Here is an 18,467-nt window from a genome sequence, read left to right on the forward strand (position 1 = left end):
GTCGGTCAGGCACACCCGATTTTTAAAAGGAATGAAAGGAGAAACGGGATGGCAGAGCAATACAGACTGGAAGTGGTTGGGGTCAGTAAATCCTTCCCCGGCGTTAAGGCGCTTGACAAGATTAACTTAAAAGTACGTCCCGGTACCGTTCACGCGTTGATGGGAGAGAACGGAGCAGGCAAATCAACCTTAATGAAATGTCTTTTCGGCATTTACAGGATGGATGAAGGTGAGGTCTTTATCGACGGAAACAAAGTAAGCATCGCAAACCCGGATGACGCACTGCACAAAGGGCTTGCCATGGTTCATCAGGAACTGCAGCCGGTTCCGGATCGTTCCATTGCCGAGAACATGTATCTGGGAAGATATCCTTTGATAAAAGCAGGTCCTTTAAAAATCGTGGATCATAAGATTATGAATTCAGAAGCGGAAAAATGGCTCAAGGATGTAAAAATGAGCTTTAATCCCAAAGCAAAGCTGGGGACTCTTTCAATCGGACAAATGCAGTCAGTGGAAATCGCAAAGGCGGTCAGCCAGAATGCAAAGCTTGTAATTCTGGACGAACCTACTTCTTCCCTGACTGATAATGAAGTAGAAGCGCTCTTCCGTATCATCAAAGATTTAAAATCCAGGGGAGTTTCTATGATATATATCAGCCATAAGATGGCAGAAATCAGGCAGATCGCGGATGACATCACGATCATGCGTGACGGTACATATGTAGGATCATGGGAAATCAATCACATTACAGATGAAGAGATTGTAAAGCGTATGGTAGGACGTGAATTGGGGAACGTCTATCCGCCTAAGGGGAATTACATTACGGATGAAGTGGTATTAAAGGTCAGTCACTTAAGCAGCATTCACAGCCGTTCCTTTCAGGATTGCTCCTTTGAACTGAAAAGAGGAGAAATCTTAGGCTTTGGCGGTCTGGTCGGCGCCCAGCGTACGGAACTGATGGAAGCAATCTTTGGAATGCGCCATATTGCCGGAGGAGAAATCGAAGTCCTGGGAAAAAAGGTAACGATCAGGCATCCGCAGGATGCCATCAATCATTCAATCGGTATGATTACGGAAGACCGGCGTGGAAACGGTATTTTCGGCTGCCTGAGCATTTCTGATAATACGGCTGTTTCATCCTACCGCAACTACACCAAAGCCGGCGTTATTAATGGAAAGAAAGTGGCTGAGGTAGTAAAAACCAGCATTGCCAGACTGAGCATCAAAACTCCCAGTGACCGCACCCAGATCCAGTCTCTGTCCGGAGGGAACCAGCAAAAGGTAATCATTGCCAGATGGCTGGCCAATAACCCGGATATCCTCATTATGGATGAACCGACCAGAGGCATTGACGTAGGTGCAAAATATGAGATTTATCAGATCATGGTGGATCTTGCCAGGCAGGGGAAATCCATTATTATGATATCCTCTGAGATGCCGGAGTTAATCGGTATGTCAAACCGTATTATCGTCATGTGCAACGGGCGCATTACAGGAGAAGTGGAGAATGAAGAGGCAACCCAGGAAAAGATCATGGCACTTGCCACAAAATTCGATATGAACGATAAAACAGGAGAAAGTCCCACACAGGAGGTTAAGTCATGACGGCAAAGAAGATTAATTTAAAGGATTTCCTTATTAATAACGGAATCATAGTAGTCCTCATACTGCTGGCTATTTTTACGGCAATTAAGCAGCCATCGTTCGGATCATTTGATAATTTGAAAAATATCGCATTAAACGTAGCACCCCGGTTTATTATTGCCTGCGGTGTTTCCGGATGCCTTATTACGAGAGGTACGGATCTGTCGGCTGGCCGTATCGTTGGACTTTCTGCCTGTCTTGCAGGTACTCTGCTCCAGAAACCGGGGTATAGCGGCAAATTCTTTCCGAATCTTCCTGATTTTGGAATCTGGTGGGTATTTGTCGTACTGCTGATCTGTATCGGAGTCTGTGCCATCTTTGGTCTGATCAACGGTCTTGTGATTTCCTATCTTCAGGTTCCTGCTTTTATCGGAACTTTGGGTATGCAGCTGATCGTATACGGTGCCTGCCTTGTGTATACCAATGCGACACCAATCGGCGGTTACCGTCCGGCTTATACGGAAGTGGCAAAAGGAAGACTGTTCGGCGTGATTCCGTATCTGTTCTTAATTGCTCTTGTTGTAGGATTCATTATCTGGTTTGTTTACAATAAGACTCCGCATGGGAAATATATGTATGCCATCGGCGGGAATGAACAGGCAGCGGAAGTATCCGGTGTCAATACCAATAAGACCAAAATAATCATCTACGTAACAGCAGCAGCCTTGTATGCACTTGGCGGATTCCTGGTAGGTGCCAAATCCGGCGGTGCTTCTGTAAACATGGGTATGGGCTGGGAGCTGGAGGCCATTGCAGCATGTACCATCGGCGGTGTATCAGTAAACGGCGGTATTGGAAAAGTATCCGGTGTTTTGATCGGAGTTCTAGTATTTGAGATTTTAAAAACCTGTCTTCAGTATCTGGGAGTCGATACAAACTACCAGTACATTGCCCAGGGTATCGTTATCGTAGTAGCCATAGCGCTTGATATCCGGAAATATATTGCAAAGAAGTAAATTCAGAAATGAAAATGATTAAAAGCATGTTGTCTGTATTGACGTAAAAAAAGAATGGAAGCGAAGGTGTGGAAATACAGATGTATTCCGCCTTCGCTTTGTTTTTTTCTGATTAAGTAAGTTTGCTGAGCCTGCTGTTCTGATATTCGCCAGAGAACGTAACGTCTTCTCCAAACCATTCCGGTGCAGTGAAAAGATCCGCTTCCTCTCTGCTTTGAAATTCCACCTCCGCCAGCATAAGCCCTTCATACTGTCCTTCAAAGATATCCAGCTCAATAGTCAGATGATCGGAATCCTCTATGGGAATTAAATATCTTTTTTTTGTAAGGATATGGCCGTCCGCCTTTTTTATCAGATGTTCATAGGAATCCTTTGCAAGCGGAAGGTTGTATTCTTCCCGTTCCAAAAGTCCCTTTGATTTATAGGTAAGGTAGTAAGTGTCGTCTTCCCTTCTTACACGTACCACAGGGTCAGTGGAGAGGTAGCCCTGTTCGATCCTGTGATGGGGATAGTCTGTGATGCCTTCCGGGAGTTTATTAATCAGATATTTACGCTCTATTTCCATAAAAAAGCCCTCCTTTTTTCCTTACAGTATTGCCAAATGCTGTTAGTATACCACAGATGGATAAAAAATAGAAGGATGTGGTAAAATAAGGAAAAACGTGGTAATATGAGAAATACAGTAAAATTCAGGAGAAAAGTAAGATGAAACGGTCAAAGAAGGACATTTTGGCAGGCTTTATAATATTAGGAACGGTATTTCTGCTTTCCGGCTGCTCTTTTCCGGACCAGAACAGGGAATCGAAAAAAAACGTGACTCAGGAGGCAGGAACGGAAGCAGTTCTTAAGGAGACAGGACCTAAGATCGGAGTAAGTATTTACCGGTATGATGACACCTTTATGAAATTATACCGTTCGGAACTGAAGCAGTATCTGGAAGAAACTTACCATGCCGAGGTGGTGATGCGCAATGCAGGCGGGAACCAGGAAACTCAAAATCAGCAGGTAAATCAGTTTATTGCAGATGGCTGCAAAGGAATTATTGTAAATCCGGTGGAAGTTACAGCAGCAGGAAAACTTGCAGATGCGGCAGACGAAGCGGGGATTCCCCTTATCTTTATTAACCGGGAGCCAAAGGGACCGGAACAGCAGCGGTGGAAGAGGGAACATATGGCAGTATCCAGCGTTGGAACCGATTCCAGACAGGCAGGCTCCTATCAGGGGCAGATTATTTTGGAGACTCCTGAAAAAGGAGACTTTAATGGAGATGGAGTGGTTTCCTGTGCGATGCTGAAAGGCGAAGAAGGTGAGAAAGACAGCGAATACCGGGCGGAATATGCCATAAAGGCTTTAAAAAAGGGCGGTATGAAGGTAGAAGAGCTGTTTTCCGAAAACGGAGACTGGAGCAGGGAGAGCGGTAAGAAAATGGCCCAGGAAGCCTTTTTGCAGTATGGAAATAAGATTGAGGTAATGTTCTGTAGCAATGATGCGATGGCTAATGGTGCATTGGAGGCAGCAAAAGAGGCTGGCCTTGTGCCTGGAAAGGATGTCTACCTGGTTGGAGTCGATGCATTACAGGAAACGGTGGAACATATAAAGTCAGGAGAAATTGCGGGAACTGTTTTAAACGATTACGATGGACAGGCCCGGCTGGCGGCAGATACGCTCATAAAGATGATAGACGGGGAAGAGACAGAGACCAGGTATCTGGTGGATTATATAAAAATCACTGCAGTAAGTACATTTGAAACTTTAAAAGGAGACGATTAAAATGGGAAAAGTGTATGCGTTTTTAGCGGACGGATCAGAAGAAGTAGAGTTATTAGCTGTTGTGGATGTTTTAATAAGAGGCGGTCAGGAAGTAAAAATTGTTTCTGTAACAGGAACCAAAGATGTGGTAACTGCCCATAAGGTGAGGCTTCAGGCGGATCTGGAGTTTTCGGAGGCAGATGTAACGGAAGCAGATCTTTTATTCCTTCCGGGAGGTATGCCGGGAACCAGGAATTTGGAAGCCCATGAAGGTCTTACAGCCGCTTTAAAACAAGCCTTTGCAGAGAACAGGAGAATTGCAGCCATCTGTGCGGCTCCCAGCATTTTAGGAAAGCTTGGCTTTTTGAAAGAAAAGCAGGCAACCTGTTATCCAGGCTTTGAAGACGATTTAACCGGTGCCTTCTATACAAAACAGGGCGTGGTCACAGACGGCAACATAACAACGGCCAGAGGGCTTGGGTATGCGCTGGATCTGGGAATCGAACTTTTAAAACATCTGGCCGGTGAAAATGAAGCCAGAAAGGTCAAGGAGGCAATCCAGTACGATCAGATCCCCATGTAACAGAACAGGAGATATCATGAAAAAAAGATGGATATTACCGCTTGCGGCTGCTGCTTCCTTATGCCTTTTGATTGGCTGCCAAAAGAAAAACCCTTATGGGCTATCTGAAAAAAATCCAATAAGTATTACCATCTGGCATTATTATAACGGCGTACAAAAGGAAGCATTTGACAGCCTGGTACAATCCTTTAATGAAAATGAGGGGAGAAAACAGGGGATCGTTATAAAAGCATTTAACAAAGGCAGTGTTGATGAAATGAGCAGCCTGATCAATGACAGCATTGATAAGAAAATCGGTTCCGAACCATTGCCGGATGTATTTTCTGCTTATGCAGATAAAGTGTATGAGATAGACCAGATGGGCCTTGCTGCCGATCTGAGTCCATATCTTACTGCAGAGGAGATCTCTGAATATGTGGATGCATATATGGAAGAGGGGAAGATTGACGGAAGTCAGGCCATCAAGGTATTTCCCATAGCAAAATCAACGGAAATCCTTGCAGTGAACCAGACGGACTGGGAACGGTTTTCAAAAGCCACAGGAGAGACAGAGGCTGCCTTTTCCTCATGGGAGGGAATTACCCGTGTAGCCGGTGAATACTATCACTGGACGGACAGCCTGACAGAAACACCTGATGACGGAAAAGCGTTCTTTGGAAGGGATGCCTTTGCCAATTATATAATTGTAGGAAGTATGCAGCTTGGACATGAGATTTTTCGGACAGAGGCTGGAAAGACGACTCTTGATTTTGACAAAAGTACCATGCGGAAGCTGTGGGACAATTATTATGTGCCCTATGTAAACGGATATTTTGGTTCCTACGGCAAATTCAGAAGTGATGACGTAAAGACAGGAAAGCTGGCGGCATACGTTGGGGCAACCAGCGGAATCGCATACTTTCCCTCCTCTGTGACCTTGGAGGACGGAACCAGCTATGCCATAAAAAGCAAGCTGTACCCTCTGCCGAATTTTGAGGGAACGGTGCCCTGTGCGGTGCAGCAGGGGGCCGGCATGATGGTCTTCCGTTCTGAGCCGGTGAGAGAGTATGCTGCCACAGTCTTTTTAAAATGGTTTACCGGTGTGGAACATAATATGGAATTTTCCATAGGTTCCGGCTATCTTCCTGTAAAAAAGGTATCAGGCAGTGAAGCGGTCCTGAAACCGTATCTGAATGTAACCGGTGAGGGGAGTCCTGTCTCGCAAAATCTTATAATCGGGCTTGATACTGCCAATAAATACCTGCTCTATACTTCCAGGCCTTTTCAAGGGGGAGATCGTGCCAGAGAGATATTACAGACCTCCATGAGCGGAAAAGCCAGAGAAGATTATGAGAAGGTGAGAAAACTCATAGAACAGGGAACAGCAAGAGAACGTGCGCTTGCCGGTTTTTTGACAGATGATAATTTTGATCGCTGGTACGAGGAAACGAGGGGGAAGCTGGAAACAATCGTCGGAGAATAAGTTATGAAAAAGAAGAGAAGTGAATCCATTCGCACCCAACTGCTTGGGCCGTTATTTGTTTTATTGGTGTTACAGGCGGCGGTTATTGCCGGAACCGTTTTCTTTGGCGGAGTTTCCACTGAATTAAAGAATAATGAAATAAGCATCCTGACTGGAAATGTGGAGAATACAAAGCTGGGACTGGAAAAGGAAACCTTACACCACTGGACGGTCATGCTCAACAATTCCGGATTCATGTCTGAAGAAATCCGGCAGATTCTCGAAAAAGAAGGCCGTGAGCCGGAAGATATATACAGAGATTATGCTTTAAACAGTGAAATCGCTGATAAGATTATGGAAAAATCCATAGATATGCTCCACTTAAGTTATGCCACAGGAGTTTTTGTGTACTTAAACGGGCCGTCTGCTGTCAATAGTCCGGAAGAAATGAAAGCAGGATTTTATATCCGCAACTCCAATCCCGGAGGATATTTAAATGACAATTCATCCCTGCTGATGGAGCGGGGGCTGCCTTCTCTGGCTGAAAAATACGGTATTCCTCTGGATTCTTTCTGGGAGCTTGGATTTTCAGACAGCGGGGAAAAGGGGGCTGCAGGTTTTTATAAGCTGCCCTATTTTGCTGCTATTCAAAGGAAAACGGTACAAAAGGATACCATGGAATGTGCCTATTTAAGCCCGCCTTTTCGGTTAAGCCCAAAAGACATGCAGGTGATTACCTATTCCGCTCCCATCATCATGAAAGACGGAACGGTTGTAGGCGTTTGCGGTCTGGAGCTGTCGGTTGGCCAGCTGGAGCAGATTCTCTCGGAAGTACAGATCAGGGGAAGCTTTGACGAGTGCTGGCTTTTGGGTATGCGAAAAAAAGGCACCAGTTCCATTGTTCCCGTGGCTGGCTCCGGTTATCTTTTTAACCAGTATTTTAATGAGAGTGATAAAATTGATTACATAAACAACGAAAAAGAAAATATAAGTTCTCTTCAGTCCCCGGATGGCACCAGGTGGTATGCCAGTGTGGAAAATCTGGAGGTTTATGGAACTGCCGGGCCGTTTCGTGAGGAAGAATGGGTGCTTGCAGGCATCGCGCGGCAGAGTGACCTTCTGGCATTTTATAATGCGGTCAGGCGCATGCTTTTAAGCTCCATGCTCGTTCCCCTCATCTTCAGCCTGCTGGGCGCTTATATGATAGGCAGGATCGTCACAGAACCAATCCGCAGACTGGTAACGGAGCTTAGAAAAAAGTCAGGAAGCAGAGGCCTGTCTTTGGAGCGGGTATATGTAAGAGAAATCGATGAGTTGACAGAAACCATTGAACTGCTGAACAGGAATGTAGAAAGAGCCTCCTCAAAGATGTCAGGAATCCTGGAACATGCCCATGTGCTTGTAGGTGTGTTTGAATACGAGGAAGAAAAGAACCGTGTTTTCTGCAGTAAATCTCTCTTTGAAATGCTTGGCTGGGGCAGGATCGAAGAATCCTACTGCTATCTGGAAGCAGAAAAATTCAAGTCATTTATGAAACAAACCTTTGACAGTATCGAAGAAAAAGGGGAGCGCATATTAAAATGCCTGAAACGGCCGGAAGGAAACCGGTGGATCGAAGTTATCCTTGACCAGTCCAAGGAAGGGACGATTCTTGGCGTATGCACGGATGTGACCGCCAATGTGGAAGAAAAGGAAAAATTGGAAAGAGAACGAAACTATGATCTTCTGACCGATATCTATAACCGCAGAGCCTTCAGGGAAAAGGCCCAGGCGGCCATAGAAGGAATAACGGATGAGATTGCCTCTGTTATCATGTGGGATTTGGATAATTTAAAATACATAAATGATACCTATGGTCATGATGAAGGGGACCGCTATATCGTACTTTTTGCAAACTGCCTGAAAAAGTTTATGGAAAGCGGAGGAATCATTTCCAGGTATTCCGGAGATGAATTTGTTGTATTTTTAAAAGGGAAAGAAAAAGAAGAAATCCGTAAAACAATCCGGGATTTCATGAAATATATCAAAGAGTTCACGCTGGATATGGAGGGCGGTTATGAGTTCCCTGTCAGGGTATCAGGCGGGCTGTCCTGGTATCCGGATGATGCCGGAGACTTTGATACCCTGTTTAATTATGCGGATTTTGCCATGTATATGGTAAAGCACAGCGTCAAGGGAGTGGTAAAGGAATTTGATATTTCCGAGCATACCCATAATGCCTACATGCTTACAGGCAGTGAGGAACTTAACCGGATGCTTGATAGAAAGGAAGTCCGGTTTGCCTTTCAGCCGATTGTCACCAGGGAAGGCTCTGTCTATGGATATGAGCTTTTGATGAGACCTGATTTCCTGAATATGAAGGGCGTCAGTGAAGTGCTTAATCTTACCAGGGCCCAGGCGAAGCTTCCGCAGATGGAGGTCCTTACCTGGTTTGCCGGGCTGAGAGCGGCAAAGGCCGAAGCCGAAGCCGGCCAGCTTGGCAAAGACGAAAAGCTGTTCATCAATTCCATTGCCAGTGTCTGTCTGACAAAGGAAGGACAGAAAGAACTGGAGGAACAATACGGACAGCTGCTTTCCAGAATTGTCATTGAGATGACGGAAGGGGAACCGGCCGGTCAGACTTTCATGCAGTGCAAAATTGATATGGCCAGGCAGTGGGGAGGGCAGACGGCAATCGATGATTTCGGGACCGGATATAACAGTGAAGGGGTTCTGCTTCATATGAAACCGGACATCGTAAAGATGGACATGAGCCTCATCCGGCGCATACACGAAGACCCAAACCGTCAGATCATTTTGAAAAATCTTTTGGATTTTGCAGAAAAAAATCATATCCGCGTTCTGGCGGAGGGGGTAGAGACGGCGGAAGAACTGGAATTTCTTATGAGCTGCGGCGTATATCTGTTTCAGGGATATTATATTGCAAGACCTCAGATGGAGATCCGTCCACTGGACCCATACATCGTGAAGAAAATGCAGGAGTTTTCAGGAAAAACCCGATGAAATCGTAAATAATGCTGGAATTTACAGGACGAGTATGTTATAATGCTAAATTGAAGTGTAACGCCCTGTCGGTATGGCGGTTCACATATATTTCAAGGAGGAACCCATTAATGAGTTTACAAGTAGAAAAATTAGAAAAGAACATGGCAAAGCTAACGGTAGAGGTGCCGGCTGAGGAATTTGATAAGGCTCTTACTGCAGCTTATAATAAGAATAAGGGCAGATTCAATATCCCAGGTTTCAGAAAAGGGAAAGCTCCTCAGGCCATGATTGAAAAGATGTATGGAGCTGGCATTTTATACGAAGATGCAGTGAATGAAGCTCTTGATGCGACATATGGAGATGCAGCAGAGGAAAGCGGACTGGATATCGTTTCCAGACCGGAGGTTGCTATTGTACAGGTAGAAAAAGGCAAGGCTTTGATTTACACAGCAACAGTTGCAGTGAAACCGGAAGTGACCTTAGGCGAATATAAAGGGATTGAAGTACAGAGGGCATCTGCAGAAGTAACAGAAGAAGATATCGAAGCAGAATTAAAGAGAGTCCAGGAGCAGAATTCCAGACTGGTTACTGTAGAAGACAGAGCCGTGGAAGATGGCGACCAGACCGTAATCGATTTTGAAGGATTTGTAGACGGAAAAACTTTTGACGGTGGAAAGGGCGAGGATTATCCTCTTACCATCGGTTCCCATTCCTTTATCGATACCTTTGAGGAGCAGCTGATCGGCAAGAACATCGGAGAAGAGTGTGAAATTAACGTTACATTCCCCAATGAATACCATGCAACTGATTTAGCAGGCAAGCCGGCCATGTTCAAGGTAACCGTTAAGGAGATCAAGAAGAAAGAGCTTCCGGAATTAAACGACGAGTTTGCAAGTGAAGTTTCTGAATTCGATACTTTGGAAGAATACAAAAAAGATATTAAAGAAAAGCTTGCAGAGAAGAAAGAAAAAGCTGCAGCAACAGAGAATGAGGATCATGTAGTAGAAAAAGTGGTAGAGAATGCTTCCATGGAGATTCCTGAGCCGATGATCGACAGTCAGGTAAACAACATGGTCAATGATTATGCAAGAAGAATGCAGGAACAGGGACTTTCTCTTGACCAGTACATGAAGTTTACTGGTATGACCATCGAATCCTTAAAGGAGCAGATGAAGCCTCAGGCTATTAAGAGAATCCAGACAAGACTGGTGTTAGAAGCGGTTGTTAAGGCAGAGAACATTACGGTAGCAGATGAAACCGTTGAGAAGGAAATTGCCAAAATGGCAGAAGCATATAAGATGGAAGCTGCCCAGGTAAAGGAAGCTCTTGGCGATAAAGGCATTGAGCAGATGAAGGAAGATCTTGCGGTTCAGGAAGCAGTAGATTTTCTTGTTGCAGAAGCAAAATTAGTTTAAGTGGATTTACCCGAGTAGATTCCTGGCATATTGTCCGGAGTCTATTCGGTTTTGATAAGAAAACAGACAGGAGGAAGACAAATGAGTTTAGTACCTTATGTCATTGAATCAACCAGTAAGGGCGAGCGTTCTTACGATATTTATTCCAGACTTCTTAAGGAGAGGATCATATTTCTTGGAGAAGAAGTATCAGATGTATCGGCAAGCCTTGTAGTTGCCCAGCTGCTTTTTCTGGAGGCAGAAGATCCGAATAAGGATATCAATCTTTATATTAACAGCCCTGGCGGTTCTGTTACCGCAGGTATGGCAATTTATGATACCATGAACTACATTAAGTGCGATGTTTCAACTGTATGCATGGGAATGGCAGCCAGCATGGGAGCATTTTTACTGTCTGGCGGAGCAAAAGGCAAGAGATTTGCCCTCCCCAATGCAGAAGTCATGATCCACCAGCCTTCCGGCGGAGCAAAAGGCCAGGCGACAGAGATCCGTATTGTGGCTGAAAACATTCTGAAGATAAAAAAGCGTTTGAACGAGATTCTGGCCGCCAACACAGGCCAGCCGTATGAAGTGATTGAACGGGATACGGAACGTGACAATTATATGAGTGCGGAAGAAGCAAAAGCATATGGCCTGATAGATGAAATTCTATACAGCCACGACCGTTAAAACTGGGTGTACCTCTATACCCAAAAGCATGAGCGATTAAGCAGGAAAGAATGAGGTGTGTATATGCCGGTCAGAACAGACGAGAAGATCCGATGCTCTTTTTGCGGAAAAACCCAGGATCAGGTAAAAAAGTTGATTGCCGGTTCCAACAATGTTTATATCTGTGACGAATGCATTGATCTGTGCGCAGAAATATTGGAGGAAGAATTCGACAACCATGAAGTAGAAGGACCTGATTTCAGCGATATCAATCTGATGAAGCCAAAAGAAATCAAAGAATTTCTGGACGGCTATGTCATTGGTCAGGACAACGCAAAAAAGGTATTGTCTGTAGCAGTTTATAACCACTATAAGAGAATCACGTCCAGAACAAAAATGGATGTGGATGTGCAAAAGAGCAATATTCTGATGTTAGGACCTACCGGCTCTGGTAAGACTTACCTTGCGCAGACCCTTGCCAAGGTATTGAACGTTCCATTTGCCATTGCAGATGCCACTGCCCTGACAGAGGCTGGTTACGTAGGCGAAGATGTTGAAAACATTCTTTTGAAACTGATTCAGTCTGCAGATTATGATATAAGCAGAGCCGAATACGGAATTATCTATATTGACGAGATCGATAAGATAACGAAAAAGTCGGAAAACGTATCCATTACCAGGGACGTTTCCGGTGAAGGTGTTCAGCAGGCTCTTTTAAAGATCCTGGAGGGTACGGTTGCAAGTGTTCCCCCTCAGGGAGGAAGAAAGCATCCCCATCAGGAGCTTTTGCAAATTAATACTACGAATATTCTGTTCATCTGCGGCGGTGCCTTTGATGGACTGGAAAAAATAATTGAAAGCCGCTTAAGTGCCGGTTCCATCGGCTTTAATGCGGAAATTGTTGATAAGAACAAGTCTGATATCGATGATCTCTTAAGGAAGGTGCTTCCCCAGGATCTGGTAAAATTCGGTCTGATACCGGAATTCATCGGCCGTGTGCCTATTACCGTATCACTGGAGCTTTTGGACCGTGATGCCCTGGTGCAGATTTTGACTGAGCCAAAGAATGCTCTGGTGAAGCAGTATCAGAAATTGTTTGAACTGGACGATGTAAAACTTGAACTGACCAAGGAAGCAGTCGAACGAATTGCAGAGCTGGCAGTTGAGAGAAAAACTGGTGCCAGAGGGCTTCGCTCCATTATGGAAAGTGTTATGATGGAATTAATGTACGAAGTTCCTTCCGACAGTAATATTGGAATCTGCAAGATTACCAAAGAAGTTGTAGATAAGACAGGTGAGCCGGAACTCATTTTCCGGGATACGGCAGTTCCCAGAAAAACGCTGGCCCAAAAGATAAGAAAAGATAAAACAGGCGAGATCGCATAGATCCCTGCATGAGTCGGGAAGGTGTTACAGCGAGAAAACTGCTGCAACACCTTTTTGAATGCAAAGGAGAGAACATAATGGTGGATAAGACAATCACAATGCCAGTTATCGCCCTGCGTGGCATGACTGTTCTTCCCAAAATGATGTTACATTTTGATATCAGCCGGACAAAATCCGTTGTTGCAGTTGAAAAAGCAATGGTAGGAGATCAGAAAGTATGTCTGGTTACTCAGAAAAATCCGGAAGAAGCAGACCCTGCTTTTGAAGAATTACATCACATCGGCACTGTGGCACTTGTCAAACAGCTGGTAAAGATGCCGGGCAATGTGATTCGCGTTATGGTGGAAGGGCTGGAACGAGTGGAACTTCTTTCCCTTAAAAGCGAAGAACCCATGCTGGTAGGGGAGATAGACAACGTGCTGGAATACGATGAAATCCTTGATGATGTTACAAGACAGGCCATGATGCAGATCGTTAGGGAAAAGCTTTCGGAATATGGCAAGGAAAATCCCAGAATTGCAAAGGAAGTGATTCCGGGTCTTCTGGTTCTTACCGATTTAGGAGAACTTCTTGACCAGATCGCAGTGCAGCTGTCCTGGGATTATCTGATTCGGCAGCGGGTGCTTGACTGTGTCATGCTGGAAGACAGATATGCCCTGGTGATGAAGCATCTTCTGACGGAGATTGAAGTCACGAAGATTAAGCGGGAATTACAGTCCAACGTAAAAGAACGGATTGACAAGAATCAGAAAGATTATATTTTAAGAGAGCAGCTAAAGGTCATCCGGGAGGAGCTGGGAGAGGACAATCCGCTGTCCGATGCGGATGAATACAGCAAACGGTTAAAGTCCTTAAAAGCGGACAAGGAGATTAAGGACAAGATCCAAAAAGAGATTGAACGCTTTAAGGCGATGCCTGGGGGAAGCCAGGAGGCCAATGTGGTTCGCATGTACTTGGAGACAGTTCTGGACCTTCCGTGGAAAAAGGTATCAAAGGATAATAACAGCATCGCTCATGCAGAGAAAGTCTTAGAGGAAGACCACTATGGACTTTCAAAGGTAAAAGAGAGGATTCTGGAATATCTTGCGGTCCGTGTGCTGACCAAAAAGGGAGCAAGCCCCATTATCTGCCTTGTAGGACCACCCGGAACCGGAAAGACCTCCATCGCACGTTCTGTAGCAAAGGCCCTGAATAAGGAATATGTGAGGATCAGTCTGGGAGGAGTCCGGGATGAAGCGGAAATCCGAGGACACCGGAAAACCTATGTGGGTGCTATGCCGGGAAGAATCGCAGAAGCCTTAAGGCAGGCTGGCGTAAGCAATCCTTTGATGCTTTTGGATGAGATCGATAAAGTAAGCAGAGATTACAAGGGAGATACATCATCGGCACTTTTAGAAGTTCTTGACAGCGAACAGAATGTAAAATTCAGAGATCATTATGTAGAGCTTCCCATTGATTTATCCAATGTTCTCTTTATTGCTACGGCCAATACCACCGCTACCATTCCGGGCCCGCTTTTGGACCGTATGGAAGTAATTGAAGTAACCAGCTATACGGAGAATGAAAAATTCCATATTGCAAAGAATTATCTGGTAAGGAAGCAAAGAGAAAAGAACGGTCTGAAAGAAAGCCAGGTTATTATTACGGATCAAGCACTTGAAAAGATTATTCATAATTATACAAGAGAAGCAGGAGTCCGTGCCCTGGAGCGGCGGATCGGGGCTGTTTACAGAAAAGCTGCAAGACAATTTCTGGACGATCAGTCTCAGGTCATTGAGATTACGGAATCCAGCATTGAAAAATATCTGGGGAAAGAAAAAGTGACCTTTGAAGATGTGAATGATGACGATGAAGTTGGCATTGTAAGAGGTCTGGCCTGGACAAGCGTAGGCGGAAGCACCTTGCAGATTGAGGTCAACGTCATGCCGGGCAAAGGAAATCTTCAGCTGACCGGTCAAATGGGAGATGTGATGAAAGAATCAGCCCGTACTGCATTAAGCTATGTCCGCTCTGTCTGTCCGGAATACCAGGTAAAAGATGATTATTTTGAAAAGCATGATATACATCTTCACATTCCTGAGGGAGCGGTGCCAAAGGATGGACCCTCTGCTGGAATTACCATGGCAACGGCCATGCTGTCTGCAGTTACAAACCGTAAAGTATATGCCAAGGTGGCAATGACAGGAGAGATCACATTAAGAGGCCGTGTCCTTCCTATCGGCGGCTTAAAGGAAAAAATCCTGGCTGCCCGTATGGCCCATGTGGAAAAGGTTCTGGTCCCGTATAAAAACCGGCCTGATATTTTGGAACTTTCCGATGAAATCACTGGGAATCTTACCATCGTTTATGTGAAACATATGCCGGAGGTTTTAAAGGAAGCTTTCGTCCAGGAATAGAAAGGAAATCCTATGATTATTAAAACAGTAGATTTGGAGACTGTATGCGGCATCACCAGCAAGCTGCCGGAAAATACGAAACCGGAATTTGCTTTTGTTGGCAAGTCAAATGTGGGGAAATCTTCCCTGATCAATGCTCTGATGAACCGCAAATCCTTTGCCAGGACTTCATCCCAGCCGGGAAAAACCCAGACGATTAATTTTTACAATATTAACGATGCGTTTTATTATGTGGATCTTCCGGGCTACGGCTATGCGAAGGTATCCCTGGAAGTAAAGGCAAAATGGGGGAAGATGATTGAAAATTATCTGCACAAATCCCCCATGCTGCAGCGCGTATTCTTACTGATAGATATCCGCCATGAGCCGTCAGGCAATGACAAGTCCATGTATGACTGGATTGTGTATCAGGGGTATCAGCCGGTTATCATTGCAACAAAACTGGATAAGCTGAAACGGAGTCAGGTGCAGAAATCATTAAAGATTCTCCGCAGCGGTCTTGGAATCGGAAGTGACGTGACTGTCATTGCATTTTCTGCTGAGACAAAGCAGGGCAGAGAAGAAATCTGGGACTTGATATCGGATTCCATAAATAGTCTTGACAAGGAATAAAAATCTTTTTATAATGAATCTATTTATTACATAGAGTTCATTTTGGCAGGAAGAGGAGAAAAAAGTTATGAAAAAGACAATAAAGAAATTAGCAGCAACTTTTATGGCGGTTTCCCTTGCAGCAGCAGCGCTGACTGCATGCGGAGGCGGAGCTCAAAAGGAAACAGCAGCCGCTGGATCAGAGACAACAGCAGCGGATGCAAAAGAAGGGGACAAGAAAGTATTAAAGGTTGCTATGGAGTGTAGCTATGCCCCTTATAACTGGACGCAATCAAATGATGAAAACGGTGCTGTTCCGATTTCTGGAAGTTCTAATTTCGCATACGGATATGATGTTATGATGGCAAAGAAGATTGCAGAGGAACTTGGATACGGTCTGGAGATTGTAAAGCTGGATTGGGATTCCCTGGTGCCGGCAGTTCAGTCCGGTAAAGTAGATTGTGTTATTGCCGGTCAGTCTATTACCTCTGAACGCATGCAGTCCGTTGATTTTACAGATCCTTATTATTATGCAACCATTGTCACTCTGGTGAAGAGCGGCAGCAAATATGAGAATGCCAAGAGTGTGGCAGATCTTGCAGGTGCTACAGGAACATCCCAGTTAAATACCATCTGGTATGACAGCTGCCTTCCTCAGATTCCACAGGCAAACGTTCTGCCTGCGATGGAATCCGCACCTGCTATGCTGGTAGCGCTTAGCACCGGCAGATGTGACGTGGTTGTTACAGATAAGCCAACCGGACAGGCTGCACTGATGGCATATCCCGACTTTAAACTTCTTGACTTTACCGGAACAGAAGGTGAGTTTAAAGTGTCTGATGAGGACATCAATATTGGCGTTTCATTAAAGAAAGGCAACACGGAATTAAAGGATGCCATCAACGGAGTTCTCTCCAAGATGACAGAGGCTGACTTCAATAAGATGATGGAAGAAGCCATTTCCGTACAGCCGTTATCAAAATAATCGGTAATAGAAAAGAAGCAAGATTTGCGGGCACGGGAAGGACAACAGCGTTCAATTCCGTGCCGCTTGTGCTGTCTGAATGACACTGTGAAAAGGAGAAGGTAATATGTCTTTACCATCAGATTTTTTTGGCAGAATTATATTTATTCTGCATGATTACGGTCTAGCTCTTTTGCGTGGCGCTGGAAAGACAATGGCGATTGCTGTTGTCGGAACGATTATTGGTTGTATCATTGGTTTTGCTGTAGGAATTGTTCAGACCATTCCTGTATCAAAAAATGATAATCTTGCCAAGCGTTTCTTATTAAATGTTGTAAAATTTATTTTAAATGTCTATGTTGAAATTTTCCGTGGAACTCCGATGATGGTTCAGGCCATGTTTATATTTTTTGGTTCCTCTGCCCTCTTTAATATCAATATGTCCATTGCTTTTGCTGCTTACTTCATTGTATCTATCAATACCGGTGCGTATATGGCGGAGACCGTAAGAGGCGGTATCCTTTCCATTGATCCAGGACAGACTGAAGGCGCAAAGGCAATCGGTATGACTCATTTCCAGACTATGGTAAATGTTATTATGCCTCAGGCACTCCGTAACATCATGCCTCAAATCGGCAATAACTTAATCATCAACATCAAGGATACCTGCGTGCTCTCCGTTATCGGTGTAGTGGAATTATTTTATTCAACCAAGGATGTGGCAGGTGCTTATTACACTTACTTTGAAGCATTTACCATTGCCATGATCATGTATTTTATTCTGACCTTTGCATGTTCCAGAATTCTTCGCCACTGGGAAAAGAAGATGGACGGTCCGGACAGCTACGATCTGGCTACTACAGATACGCTGGCTTACACCAGCGGTCTGGTGAAGTTCCCGGATCCGAAAGAGAAGGAGGATAAATAAATGGCAGCAGAAAAAATAATGGAAATTCATCATTTAAGTAAGACCTTTGGTGCCAACGTGGTTTTGCGGGATATTGATTTTTCTGTGAATGCCGGCGATGTGACCTGCATCATCGGAGCCTCCGGTTCCGGTAAATCAACGCTCCTGCGCTGCATTAACCTTTTGGAAACACCGACGACCGGTGAGATCTTATTCCATGATGTGGATATTACGGACAGAAAGATGAATGCACCATCTTACAGAACCAAAGTTGGTATGGTATTTCAGAGCTTTAATCTGTTTAATAATATGACGGTATTGGAAAATTGTCTGGTCGGGCAGGTGAAGGTACTGAAAAAGGATAAAGAAGAAGCAAGAAAGAAAGCTATGATGTATTTGGAGAAAGTTGGAATGGCTCCTTACATCAATGCCAAGCCAAGGCAGCTGTCCGGCGGACAAAAGCAAAGAGTGGCGATTGCCAGGGCTTTGGCGATGGAACCGGAGATTCTTTTATTCGACGAACCTACATCAGCTCTTGACCCTCAGATGGTAGGAGAAGTGCTGTCAGTTATGAGAACACTGGCAAAGGAAGGGCTTACCATGATCATTGTGACCCATGAGATGGCATTTGCAAGGGATGTGTCCAATCGCGTGGTTTATATGGCCGGAGGAGTCATTGAAGAGGAAGGAAAACCCGCAGATATTTTTGGAAATCCTCAAAAGAACTCTACAAAGGAATTTTTAAACCGCTTTATGCAGGGATAAGAGAATAGGGGGCTGCTGCAAAATAACTGAACGATCA

The 18,467-nt window shown here is 44.7% G+C and carries 15 protein-coding genes; 14 read left to right on the forward strand and 1 reads right to left on the reverse strand.

Going from position 1 to position 18,467, the window contains the following annotated elements:
• Positions 1–48: 48 nt before the first annotated feature.
• Both ACLTWA_RS12115 and ACLTWA_RS12120 read left to right on the forward strand, forming a co-directional pair.
• A complete protein-coding gene (locus tag ACLTWA_RS12115; protein ID WP_412328018.1) occupies positions 49–1,605 on the forward strand; it encodes a sugar ABC transporter ATP-binding protein in 1,557 nt (518 codons plus the stop codon).
• Positions 1,602–2,600, forward strand: coding sequence for a galactose/methyl galactoside ABC transporter permease MglC (locus ACLTWA_RS12120; RefSeq protein WP_412328020.1), 999 nt, complete (start codon positions 1,602–1,604; stop codon positions 2,598–2,600). Before ACLTWA_RS12115 ends, ACLTWA_RS12120 begins: the two co-directional genes overlap by 4 nt.
• Before the next feature lie 112 nt (positions 2,601–2,712).
• Here the strand turns inward: ACLTWA_RS12120 and ACLTWA_RS12125 are convergent, their stop codons facing one another.
• Positions 2,713–3,165, reverse strand: a complete 453-nt coding sequence (locus ACLTWA_RS12125; RefSeq protein WP_412328022.1) for a CYTH domain-containing protein — start codon at positions 3,163–3,165, stop codon at positions 2,713–2,715.
• Positions 3,166–3,305: 140 nt separating this feature from the next.
• Between ACLTWA_RS12125 and ACLTWA_RS12130 the strand changes: the two genes are divergently transcribed.
• The 12 genes from ACLTWA_RS12130 (at position 3,306) to ACLTWA_RS12185 (ending at position 18,430) form a co-directional block, all read left to right on the forward strand.
• On the forward strand, positions 3,306–4,370 hold the full coding sequence (locus ACLTWA_RS12130; RefSeq protein WP_412328023.1) for a galactose ABC transporter substrate-binding protein: 1,065 nt from the start codon (positions 3,306–3,308) through the stop codon (positions 4,368–4,370).
• 1 nt (position 4,371) lies between these two features.
• A complete protein-coding gene (locus ACLTWA_RS12135; RefSeq protein ID WP_412328025.1) occupies positions 4,372–4,932 on the forward strand; it encodes a DJ-1 family glyoxalase III in 561 nt (186 codons plus the stop codon).
• Between the two features lie 16 nt (positions 4,933–4,948).
• Positions 4,949–6,394: an extracellular solute-binding protein gene (locus ACLTWA_RS12140; protein ID WP_412328026.1), complete on the forward strand. Its 1,446-nt coding sequence runs from the start codon at positions 4,949–4,951 to the stop codon at positions 6,392–6,394.
• 3 nt (positions 6,395–6,397) lie between these two features.
• Positions 6,398–9,376: an EAL domain-containing protein gene (locus ACLTWA_RS12145; RefSeq protein ID WP_412328028.1), complete on the forward strand. Its 2,979-nt coding sequence runs from the start codon at positions 6,398–6,400 to the stop codon at positions 9,374–9,376.
• A 110-nt stretch (positions 9,377–9,486) separates the two neighbouring features.
• On the forward strand, positions 9,487–10,773 hold the full coding sequence (tig, locus tag ACLTWA_RS12150) for a trigger factor (protein WP_412328029.1): 1,287 nt from the start codon (positions 9,487–9,489) through the stop codon (positions 10,771–10,773).
• An 81-nt stretch (positions 10,774–10,854) separates the two neighbouring features.
• Positions 10,855–11,442, forward strand: coding sequence for an ATP-dependent Clp endopeptidase proteolytic subunit ClpP (gene clpP, locus ACLTWA_RS12155; RefSeq protein ID WP_412328030.1), 588 nt, complete (start codon positions 10,855–10,857; stop codon positions 11,440–11,442).
• 63 nt (positions 11,443–11,505) lie between these two features.
• Positions 11,506–12,807 (forward strand): ATP-dependent Clp protease ATP-binding subunit ClpX, encoded by a 1,302-nt coding sequence (gene clpX, locus ACLTWA_RS12160; RefSeq protein ID WP_412328031.1) that lies wholly within the window; start codon positions 11,506–11,508, stop codon positions 12,805–12,807.
• Positions 12,808–12,884: 77 nt separating this feature from the next.
• Positions 12,885–15,203 carry an endopeptidase La gene (gene lon / locus ACLTWA_RS12165; protein ID WP_412328032.1) on the forward strand — a complete coding sequence of 773 codons (2,319 nt, stop codon included), beginning with the start codon at positions 12,885–12,887 and terminating at the stop codon, positions 15,201–15,203.
• Positions 15,204–15,215: 12 nt separating this feature from the next.
• A complete protein-coding gene (gene yihA, locus ACLTWA_RS12170) occupies positions 15,216–15,815 on the forward strand; it encodes a ribosome biogenesis GTP-binding protein YihA/YsxC (RefSeq protein WP_412328033.1) in 600 nt (199 codons plus the stop codon).
• Between the two features lie 67 nt (positions 15,816–15,882).
• On the forward strand, positions 15,883–16,779 hold the full coding sequence (locus ACLTWA_RS12175) for a transporter substrate-binding domain-containing protein (protein ID WP_412328035.1): 897 nt from the start codon (positions 15,883–15,885) through the stop codon (positions 16,777–16,779).
• Between the two features lie 106 nt (positions 16,780–16,885).
• On the forward strand, positions 16,886–17,686 hold the full coding sequence (locus ACLTWA_RS12180) for an amino acid ABC transporter permease (protein WP_412328037.1): 801 nt from the start codon (positions 16,886–16,888) through the stop codon (positions 17,684–17,686).
• Positions 17,687–18,430 (forward strand): amino acid ABC transporter ATP-binding protein, encoded by a 744-nt coding sequence (locus ACLTWA_RS12185; RefSeq protein ID WP_412328039.1) that lies wholly within the window; start codon positions 17,687–17,689, stop codon positions 18,428–18,430.
• The last annotated feature ends 37 nt before the right edge of the window (positions 18,431–18,467 follow it).

Origin of the sequence: Lacrimispora sp. (genome assembly GCF_046972725.1) — a bacterium.
In the GTDB taxonomy this organism is placed as follows: Bacteria; Bacillota; Clostridia; order Lachnospirales; family Lachnospiraceae; genus Lacrimispora.

Coding starts and splice junctions, on each gene's coding strand:
- ACLTWA_RS12115 (WP_412328018.1), top strand. CDS start 49: ATGGCAGAGCAATACAGACTGGAAGTGGTTGGGGTCAGTAAATCCTTC.
- ACLTWA_RS12120 (WP_412328020.1), top strand. CDS start 1,602: ATGACGGCAAAGAAGATTAATTTAAAGGATTTCCTTATTAATAACGGA.
- ACLTWA_RS12125 (WP_412328022.1), bottom strand. CDS start 3,165: ATGGAAATAGAGCGTAAATATCTGATTAATAAACTCCCGGAAGGCATC.
- ACLTWA_RS12130 (WP_412328023.1), top strand. CDS start 3,306: ATGAAACGGTCAAAGAAGGACATTTTGGCAGGCTTTATAATATTAGGA.
- ACLTWA_RS12135 (WP_412328025.1), top strand. CDS start 4,372: ATGGGAAAAGTGTATGCGTTTTTAGCGGACGGATCAGAAGAAGTAGAG.
- ACLTWA_RS12140 (WP_412328026.1), top strand. CDS start 4,949: ATGAAAAAAAGATGGATATTACCGCTTGCGGCTGCTGCTTCCTTATGC.
- ACLTWA_RS12145 (WP_412328028.1), top strand. CDS start 6,398: ATGAAAAAGAAGAGAAGTGAATCCATTCGCACCCAACTGCTTGGGCCG.
- tig (WP_412328029.1), top strand. CDS start 9,487: ATGAGTTTACAAGTAGAAAAATTAGAAAAGAACATGGCAAAGCTAACG.
- clpP (WP_412328030.1), top strand. CDS start 10,855: ATGAGTTTAGTACCTTATGTCATTGAATCAACCAGTAAGGGCGAGCGT.
- clpX (WP_412328031.1), top strand. CDS start 11,506: ATGCCGGTCAGAACAGACGAGAAGATCCGATGCTCTTTTTGCGGAAAA.
- lon (WP_412328032.1), top strand. CDS start 12,885: ATGGTGGATAAGACAATCACAATGCCAGTTATCGCCCTGCGTGGCATG.
- yihA (WP_412328033.1), top strand. CDS start 15,216: ATGATTATTAAAACAGTAGATTTGGAGACTGTATGCGGCATCACCAGC.
- ACLTWA_RS12175 (WP_412328035.1), top strand. CDS start 15,883: ATGAAAAAGACAATAAAGAAATTAGCAGCAACTTTTATGGCGGTTTCC.
- ACLTWA_RS12180 (WP_412328037.1), top strand. CDS start 16,886: ATGTCTTTACCATCAGATTTTTTTGGCAGAATTATATTTATTCTGCAT.
- ACLTWA_RS12185 (WP_412328039.1), top strand. CDS start 17,687: ATGGCAGCAGAAAAAATAATGGAAATTCATCATTTAAGTAAGACCTTT.